10 protein-coding genes are annotated in these 9353 nt (G+C 37.7%); 3 read left to right on the forward strand and 7 right to left on the reverse strand.

The features are described 5' to 3' along the window. Positions 1-81 precede the first annotated feature (81 nt). On the forward strand, positions 82-1500 hold the full coding sequence (locus V7659_RS23745; protein WP_335542630.1) for an FMN-binding glutamate synthase family protein: 1419 nt from the start codon (positions 82-84) through the stop codon (positions 1498-1500). A gap of 43 nt (positions 1501-1543) precedes the next feature. After that, positions 1544-2959 (forward strand): FMN-binding glutamate synthase family protein, encoded by a 1416-nt coding sequence (locus V7659_RS23750; protein WP_335542620.1) that lies wholly within the window; start codon positions 1544-1546, stop codon positions 2957-2959. 102 nt (positions 2960-3061) lie between these two features. Here the strand turns inward: V7659_RS23750 and V7659_RS23755 are convergent, their stop codons facing one another. Beyond that, on the reverse strand, positions 3062-4030 hold the full coding sequence (locus tag V7659_RS23755; protein ID WP_335542621.1) for an SIS domain-containing protein: 969 nt from the start codon (positions 4028-4030) through the stop codon (positions 3062-3064). A 233-nt stretch (positions 4031-4263) separates the two neighbouring features. Here V7659_RS23755 and V7659_RS23760 point away from each other — a divergent pair, with 233 nt between their 5' ends. Further along, positions 4264-4992 (forward strand): GntR family transcriptional regulator, encoded by a 729-nt coding sequence (locus tag V7659_RS23760; protein WP_335542622.1) that lies wholly within the window; start codon positions 4264-4266, stop codon positions 4990-4992. Positions 4993-5096: 104 nt separating this feature from the next. Here the strand turns inward: V7659_RS23760 and V7659_RS23765 are convergent, their stop codons facing one another. From V7659_RS23765 to V7659_RS23790, 6 genes are all read right to left on the reverse strand, one after another. Next, positions 5097-5441 carry a hypothetical protein gene (locus V7659_RS23765; protein WP_335542623.1) on the reverse strand — a complete coding sequence of 115 codons (345 nt, stop codon included), beginning with the start codon at positions 5439-5441 and terminating at the stop codon, positions 5097-5099. Then, complete coding sequence (locus V7659_RS23770) at positions 5404-6066, reverse strand: SIS domain-containing protein (protein WP_335542624.1); 663 nt, start codon at positions 6064-6066, stop codon at positions 5404-5406. The genes V7659_RS23765 and V7659_RS23770 overlap by 38 nt, the downstream gene beginning before the upstream one ends. Before the next feature lie 54 nt (positions 6067-6120). After that, positions 6121-6966, reverse strand: a complete 846-nt coding sequence (locus V7659_RS23775) for a fructoselysine 6-kinase (RefSeq protein ID WP_335542625.1) — start codon at positions 6964-6966, stop codon at positions 6121-6123. 11 nt (positions 6967-6977) lie between these two features. After that, on the reverse strand, positions 6978-7700 hold the full coding sequence (locus V7659_RS23780; protein ID WP_335542626.1) for an amino acid ABC transporter ATP-binding protein: 723 nt from the start codon (positions 7698-7700) through the stop codon (positions 6978-6980). Next, positions 7687-8349: an amino acid ABC transporter permease gene (locus V7659_RS23785; RefSeq protein WP_335542627.1), complete on the reverse strand. Its 663-nt coding sequence runs from the start codon at positions 8347-8349 to the stop codon at positions 7687-7689. The genes V7659_RS23780 and V7659_RS23785 overlap by 14 nt, the downstream gene beginning before the upstream one ends. Before the next feature lie 102 nt (positions 8350-8451). Then, positions 8452-9261: a transporter substrate-binding domain-containing protein gene (locus V7659_RS23790; RefSeq protein WP_335542628.1), complete on the reverse strand. Its 810-nt coding sequence runs from the start codon at positions 9259-9261 to the stop codon at positions 8452-8454. Positions 9262-9353 lie beyond the last annotated feature (92 nt).

Below are 9353 nucleotides of genomic sequence, written 5' to 3' on the forward strand. Positions count from 1 at the left end.
ATTTATAATATTTTCCTTTTTTTGACTATAATAAGATTAACTGGTTTTATTATTAACTATGCGGAATATGGAGCAGTAACTATGGAGAATATTTTTTATTATTTAACTTTTGGAATGGTAGCAATTATTTTTACCACTTTTATATTCATGGTTTTTGGATGGCGTTGGTTCATGAAACTAATGGTGAAGCATATGGGAAAAATTATTTTATCTGACAGTTATCAAGAAAATGTGATGGAGTTGATGCCGGGGCTCAGGCATATGGGCATTCAAAATATGCTTGAAAATAGTCTGCGGGCAGAAACAGGCGACGTCCTCCACCGCCCGATGGGATCTTCAAAAAAATGGCCGCATTTAGATCCGATCACTTTTATTCCTGCCCAAACAACACCATTTCCAATTGACGGTGAAGAAGATGTAGATGTGCAGGTAACCATTGGTCCAAATGCAAAAAAACCAATGAAAATAAAAATCCCGTTAATGATCAGCGGAATGGCCTATGGAATCGCACTCAGTGAAGAAGTGAGACTCTCCTTAGCTAATGCTGCTAATAATGTTGGAACCGCCATTAATTCCGGTGAAGGGGCCGTCTTACCTGAGGAAATAAATATAGGCGGAAAATATATTTTACAGTTCTCCAAAACAAACTGGGCAAAGGAAGATGATTTAATTAAGCGGGCCGATATGATTGAAATTAAGCTGGGACAGGGAGCACTATTTGGAACAGGCGGGAAAATTTCTCCTAAAAATTTAACGGGCCGGGCCCGTGAACTGATGGGTTTAGAGGAAAATGAAGATGCCGTGATTTATGATAATTTTGTTGAAGACCAAACGCTTGATGATTTGAAAGAACTTGCTGATGAGCTTCGGAGAATTACTGGTGGTGTTCCTATTGGGGCAAAAATAGGGGCTGGCGGAAAAATTGAAGAAGATATTGATCATTTAATCTACATAGGCGTTGATTATATTGCGGTTGATGGAGGACAAGCAGCAACACTCGGTGCCGCCCCTATTTTATCTGATGACGTTGGAATCCCAACTCTGCATGCGATTGTAAGAGCCGCTAATCATTTAGAAAAGAGAGGCATGAAGGGAAAAATTAGTTTAATTGCCTCTGGCGGGCTGCTAGTACCCGGCCATTTTTTAAAAGTGCTCGCCCTCGGAGCAGATGCAGTATATGTAGGATCAGCTATGTTATTTACCGTCTCACATCCTCAATCATTAAATGCCCTTCCATTTGAACCACCCACCCAAGTTGTTTGGAATCAAGGGAAATTCAAGGATCAATTTAAGATTGAAGAAGGAGTAAAATCGGCGGAGAAATTTCTAACATCAAGTATTGAAGAAATAAAAATGGCATTAAGGGCAATGGGAAAACGATCTTTAAAGGAGTTATCGAAAAAGGATTTGGTTTCTTACGATGAATTGACCGCCAAAATGGTTGGAATTCCGTTTTCCTTTGAACCATGGGAAGAAAATAAAGGACATTTACCATCATAAAAAGCTTATCCCCATTTACAGTACGAATATTGGAGAAATAACTATGCCGAACATATTACTTTATCTGACTTTTACAATGGTGACCCTATTATTTGTTGTTTTGGTATTCATGCTCGTCTGCTGGCGCTGGATGATGAAACTCATAGTGAAAAAGGCTGGAAAAATTACTTTATCCGACAGTTATCAAGAAAATATTATTGAGCTAATCCCAGGTCTTCGGCATATGGGCATTCAGAATATGATAGAAAATAGCCTGCGGGCAGAAACAGGGACAGTCTTGGATCGTCCTCTTGGCGGCTCTTCTAAAAAATGGCCGAATTTGGACCCCATTACCTTTATCCCTGCACAGACATCACCATTCCCGGTCAATGGTGAGGAAGATGTAGATATATCTGTTACTATTGGGCCAAAAGCAAAAAAACCAATGGATATAAAAATTCCTCTTATGATTAGCGGCATGGGTTACGGAGTTTCGCTTAGTGAACAAGCAAGGCTATCTTTAGCAAAAGCAGCTAACAAGACCGGAACGGCGATTAATTCAGGGCAAGGTGGAATCTTACCCGAAGAATTAGACGCTGCCGGAAAGTATATTTTACAATTTTCTAAAACAGACTGGGCAAAGGAAGAACATTTATTAAACCGTGCGGACATGATAGAAATTAAATTAGGTAATGGTGCATTAGCTGGAATGGGACAAAAAATCCCCTCGCAAAATTTAACAGGTCGTGCCCTTAAGGTAATGGGACTTAAGGAAAATGAAGAAGCGGTCATTTATGAAAACTTTTATGAAAATCAAACGTTAGTAGACTTAAAACTACTTGTGGAGGAGCTTCGCGTAAGATCAGGCGGTGTTCCTATAGGAGCCAAAATTGGTGCAGGTGGAAAAATCGAAGAAGATATTGATCATTTAATCTTTATGGGAGTTGATTTTATAGCCATTGACGGCGGTCAAGCAGCCATGCACGGTGCACCGCCAATATTATTTGATGACTTTGGAATCCCGACATTACATGCAGTAGTTAGAGCTGTGAATCACTTAGAAAAAGCAAAGATGAAGGGAAAGATTAGTTTAATCGTTTCAGGAGGACTTTTAGTACCCGGTCATTTTTTAAAAGTGCTTGCACTCGGAGCTGACGCTGTATATTTAGGCTCCGCCATGTTGTTTGCTCTCGCTCATGATCAAGTATTAAATGCCCTCCCATTTGAGCCTCCTACACAAGCTATATGGTATGATGGCAAGTTCAAGGATCAATTTAAAACTGAAGAAGGGGAAAAAACAGCAGAAAAATTCTTAACAGCTAGTGTAGAAGAAATGAAAATGGCATTAAGAGCAATAGGAAAACGATCCTTAAAAGAGTTGTCAAAAAAGGATTTAGTTTCCTATGATGAATTAACGGCTAAAATGACTGGAATTCCGTTCTCCTTTAGAGCATTGGAAGACAAACAACTGGAGAAATAGGCTCTAATTTTATAAAAAGAGAGCCATTCATAAAAAAATATAAAAACTGGTATTAAATAAATTAATACCAGTTTTTTGGAAAGTTTTAACAAATATATCAGATTAGTATTCTAACTTCCACATGTATCTTCTTTTTGTCAGTGGATGATTTCTAACTATAGCTAATTGTTCTGCATACACACGTAATACCCCTGAGATTAACATTGGGTTAAAGTAATCAACCACTTCTTTTGAAATGGCTGAACCTAAGCCAAAGTCTTTTGCATCGACGACAGTTGTTTTAGCATCAAATCTATTTAGGAACTCAAGTGCGCGTGAATCCATGTCCCTTGTTCTGCCATCATTCATCAATAATAAAAATGGTACATCTTTGTCTACTATTTCGAATGGACCGTGGAAGAATTCTCCATCGTGGAAAGTTCCTGAGTTGATCCATTGCATTTCCATTAGTAAGCAGATAGAGAAAGAGTACGCTACTTCATGAGTTGCACCGCTGCTCATTACGTAAATAGTTTGATCATCTTTGTAAGCATCTGCAAATGCCTTTGCTTGTGGAAGCACAGATGATACAGCATTTTCGATTAAATCATAGATTTTAGAAAATCCATCTTGCATTTTGCCGTAGTACTCGTAGCCTTCAAATTGATTCAGGATTTCAACTGCTAGACCTAATACCTTGGTCATCTTCTCCATTTTCGCTGCATAATTAGCTGCCCAGCCATGGTAAACTACATAATCCGCATCTTTTGTAATGGCAGAACCTTCTTCATATGTAACAGCAATTACATGTGCGCCTAATTCTTTTGCCTTTGTCGTAGCAGCAACAGTTTCTGGAGTAGATCCACCTAGAGAACATGTAATAACAATGCTGGTATCATCCACGGATACTGGAGTAGCAAAATTGAATTCATTTGCTGTGAATAAGCTGACACGAAGCTGTTTGGAATTTGCCTCCAGAAAGTATTTTGCAGGATATAATTCTGCTTTTGAAGCGCCGCAGCCTACAAAATGAACACTCTTTATTTCCGGTTGTTTTTCCTTAATTTGTGAAATGATATAATTTAGTTCCATTTTTTCTCCTCCATTAGTTATATTATATACTATAATGTTATATAACATTATAGTAATGCTCAAGTGTAAAAATGTCAACTATAATTCTGAAAATTGCTAGTCAAAAATTTTAGCAGTCATAAAGATTAGTATATTTTGAGAATATTAAGAAATGACAAGTCAATATTACATTAAAATTATTTTTGTTATATAATATTATATAACGACTTATCAGTTTGAAAGGAATATATACAATGAAATTAAACAATTCTATTTCAACACCTTTATATGGCCAATTAAAACAACTCATTAAGGATGCGATTTTGCAAGGAATTTATCAACAAGGCGAGAGGCTCCCTAATGAAGTAAAATTATGCGAGATCTATGGTGTAAGCAGAATAACAGTTAGAAGAGCCATTCAGGAATTGACAGAGGAAGGCCTTCTAGTGCGCAAACAAGGAAAAGGTACCTTTGTCATGCGGACTAAACTCGCAAGGGAATTAGTTTCCGTTGATGGTTTTACTGACTTTAACAAACAGTTAAGAAAAAGTCCTTCAAAGCGGATTCTTGTTTGCGAGGAAATTAAAGCATCTCCTGAAATAGCGGAATCTCTTCGAATTGCAATTAACGCACCTGTATTAAGGCTCGTCCGGCTAATGTTTATGGATGATTACCCTTTTACCCTTGATGAAACTCATTACTCCTTAGAGCGCTTCCCAGATTTAGCCGATCACTTCCTTGAAAATGTTTCAACCTATGATGTTTTAAAAAATATATATAACGTTAACATGAGTTCCGCTTCTACCCATAAAATTATTACGGTTGTCCCTGCTACAGGTCATGAGGCTGAATATTTAGATTGTGAAATTGGTGATACATTATTTAATAACGATAAAATCGTTTACGATGAAAACAAAGTCCCGATTCATACTTCTAATTTTAAAACACGGACTGAACTGATTGCTTTAACCATCACAACTTAGATGGATTTGTAAACTTCTCTGTCAATGGCGGAGAAGTTTACTTATTCCATTCAACAAAACAGGTATCGTTTATAACGATACCTGTTTTGTTGAAGACTTATAGATTAATATTCCAGTTTCCACATATATCTTCTTTTTGATAGCGGATGGTTACGGGCAATTGCCAATTGTTCTGCATAAACACGGATCACACCAGTAATTAGCATTGGGTTAAAGTAATCGACAACTTCTTTTGCAATCACAGAGCCTAAGCCGAAGTCTTTCGCATCAACAACAGTTGTTTTTGCATCAAAGCGATTCAGGAACTCAAGTGCTCTTGAATCCATAGCTCTTGTGCGGCCGTCATTCATCAATAAAAGGAATGGTACGCCTTTGTCAACGATTTCGAATGGTCCGTGGAAGAATTCACCGTCATGGAAACTTCCAGAGTTGATCCATTGCATTTCCATTAGCAAACAGATAGTTGAAAGCGTAAGCTACTTCGTGAGTTGCCCCGCTGCTCATTACATAAATGACTGGCTCATCTTTGTAAGAATCAGCAAATGCTTTTGCTTGTGGAAGAACAGTAGCTACTGATGATTCAATTAGATCATAAATTTTTGAGAAACCATCCAGCATTTTGTTGTAGTGCTCATAACTCTCAAATTGGTTTAAAATTTCAACAGCAAGCCCTAGAACTTTTGTCATTTTTTCCAATTTTGCTGCGTAGTTTGCTTCCCAGCCATGGTAAACAACATAGTCAGCATCTTTAGTGATGGCAGAATCTTCAATGTGTGTAACTGAGATAACGTGTGCGCCTAATTCTTTAGCTTTTAAAGTAGCTGTTACCGTTTCTGGAGTTGTTCCTCCTAAAGAACATGTGATTACGATACTAGTTTCATCAACAGAAACTGGAGTTACATAGTTAAATTCGTTTGCTGTATGTAGACTTGTACGAAGTTGTTTAACATTTCCTTCTAAGAAATAATTCGCAGGATATAATTCTGCCTTTGATGCACCACATCCTACAAAAAATACACTCTTGATATCTGGCTGTTTTTCCTTGATTTGTCTAATGATGTAATTTAATTCCACTTGTTTCTCTTCCAATAATATTTATCATTATAAAACTTTTACATAAATGGTTGATCACTCATATACCTTTCCGTACCCAAAGGAGCCGTCAACCAGGCATTGCTGGGATGAGAAATTAGCTGCTTTCTCTAGGCTTTCTGTAATGATTTGTTCTTGATCTAATATTCCTTCTTTGGTTTGGCTTAAGTAGTTCACCATAAAGCAAGTGATGAAAGAATCCCCTGCTCCCATTGTGTCGATTGCTTTAACAAGCTTTGGCTCCTGCACATAGAATTTAGCGCCATCGAATAATAGAGCTCCTTTTTCCCCCATGGTGCATAGCACCAATTTGCAGCCCATCTTTGTCACCTTTAACATCAAATTAAGCATCTCATCTGCCTTTAGATGACTACAGGAAAAATAGGCGTAATCCACAAATGGAACAATTTCATTTACTTGATTTTCAGTAAAATCGGATGAAAAATCGAAGCCGATTGGAACATCCAACTCTTTAAACTTCGCCAATTCCGGTTCTGTAAACCCATAAAGGCCTGTGTGGACTAAATCAAATTCTTTGACATAGCTTAAATCTCCAGCTGTTAAATTTAATCCCTGCTCCCTTAATACACCGCAGCGGTTGCTTCCTATAAATACCCGGTCTCCGTCTTTTAAGGTCACTCTGGCACAGCCGTTCTCCCCTTCATAAACCTTACAATGACTAGTATCTAGTCCAATTTCCTGGATGCTTTCCTGGACGTGTCCTGCTTCACGATCTGTTCCAAATGCACCCAGAAATGCCGCTTCCACGCCAAGCCTTTTGGCATAGACGGCGAAATTAAGGGCATTTCCACCTGGATACATGGTACGAATGTGTTCATATTTATCTACGACATTGTCACCTATTCCAATTACTTTCATCATTAAAACCTCTCTTATAACACCTTTGATAAGAAATCAATCGTCCTTGGATGCTTTGGATTTTCGAAAAAATCCTTCGGGTTATTTTCTTCCATTATCCTGCCTTGATCAATGAACAGAATTCGGTCGCCCACTTCTTTGGCAAATCCCATTTCATGTGTAACAACGACCATGGTCATTCCTTCTTTGGCAAGGTCTTTCATAACCGCCAAAACCTCTCCAACCATTTCGGGATCCAAAGCAGATGTGGGTTCATCGAATAACATAACATCAGGCTTCATCGCTAGTGCCCTTGCGATGGCGATCCGCTGCTGCTGGCCGCCGGACAAAGAAGAAGGATAAGCGTTTATCTTTTCCAATAAACCGACTTTTTTTAATAGCTCTTCTGCTAATTCTTTTGCTTCTGCTTGCTTCATTCCCTTTACTTTAATGGGAGCGTGGCAGATATTTTGACAAACCGTTTTGTGGGGAAATAAATTAAATTGCTGGAAAACCATCCCCATCTTTTCTCTTACTTTGTCAATATTGACACTCTTAGCTGTAATATCTTGCCCATTCACCACAATGCTTCCGCCTGTTGGAACCTCCAATAGGTTGAGACATCTTAGGAACGTACTTTTACCTGATCCTGAAGGACCAATGACAACCACTACTTCACCCTTTTTGATCGTGACATCGATCCCTCTTAAAACTTCATTCTTTCCAAAACTCTTATGTAAATCCTTAACGGTGATCACTAGTCTTCAACCTCCTTTCAACAATCCCCAGTAATCTCGACAATGTAAATGTCAGTACTAGGTAGCCAAGTGAGGCTACGATGATTGGTTCTAATCCTAATGCTGTATTTCCTCTAACGATGGTTGTTTTATACATCAACTCAGCCACACCGATCACAGAGACGATTGAAGAATCCTTGATACTTCCTATAAACTGATTACCTAGGGCTGGTAAAATGTTTTTAAATGCTTGAGGCATAATAATATCGAACATCGCGAGTCTTTGATTCATCCCCAAGCTTCTTGCCGCTTCCATTTGTCCCTTACTAACGGCTTCAATACCGGAGCGAATTGTTTCAGAAATATATGCTGCCGCATTAAGTGATAAGGCGATTGCACCTACCGCCAAATCCGGAATATCACTTCCATTAAAAAGAGCAGGTACTCCTACATAAATAATATAAATTTGAGCAAGAAGCGGTGTACCTCTTACAAATTCAACATAAATGTCCCCAATTAACTTTACGATTCTAAATCTGGAACGTCTTAAAAGGGTTAGGGCAACACCAAGGATACTTCCTAATACCACCGCAATTACTGCTAAAATGATGGTTATATAGATTCCTGTTAAAAAAAATTGATAATATGTTCCAAGAAATGAAAAATTCAATTGACTCCCCCCTTTTAAAATGATACTTTCAACCAGGAAACCAATCTGATACAAGCTTTTAAATAAGCTTTGTATCAGATTGGGACAACTATATGAATACCATTAATTTTGTTTTACTTTTGTCATTGCGTCTGTTAACCACTTTTCATATTCAGGCTTTGTTCTTTCAATCGTCTTATTAATCGTATCCATAACTTCTTTATCTGTACCATTAGGCATGGCAATAGCTGCTCCAGCTGTATCGTCATCAAATAGAAGTTCAGTTAACGCTAATTTAGGATTGCTTTTAATAAGAAGTGTAGCAGTTGGGCGATCTACTAGGACTGCGTCTACTTTGTTAGCTGCCAAATCCATAGCTAATTCAGTAGATTTTCCTAATAATTTTAACTTCGCATTTGGAAATTCTTTTTCTACTATTTGTTCTTGTACAGAAGATTTAATCGCCGCAATTTTTGCCTTCTTCAAATCGTCATTGGATGTAAACTTGTTCAATTCTTTTTTACGGACGACCATTACATGTCTATCTTTATAGTACACATTAGTGAAGTCTGCATTTTTTTCTCTTTCCTCTGTTGGACTGATAGCCGAAACAATCATGTCAATCTTTCCGGCTTGAAGAGCTACTAATAAACCATCGAAATCCATATCTTTAATTTCATATTTAACACCTAAATCTTTTGTTACTTCATCTATTAACTTAATATCGGAACCAATAATCTTATCTTTCCCACCGTCAACGGCGTGGAACTCATATGGAGGTGTAGCAGCCATCATACCAACAACAATTTTTCCTTTTTCCTTTATTCCTTCCTTTGCTTCAGCCTTTTCAGATGTTCCACAACCTGCTAATGAAATAGTGAGAAGAGCACTTAATGCAATCCCTGTTACAGATTTTAAAATTCCCTTTTTCATTTTTTTCCATCCTCCTTATTATTTCTCTCCGTTTTTTTTACTATTATAGAATAGTAATATAATTCATAAAAATTAGTAACGTTATATAACAT

It is taken from the genome of Neobacillus drentensis, assembly GCF_036966985.1.
Taxonomy (GTDB): Bacteria; Bacillota; Bacilli; order Bacillales; family Cytobacillaceae; genus Neobacillus; species Neobacillus drentensis_E.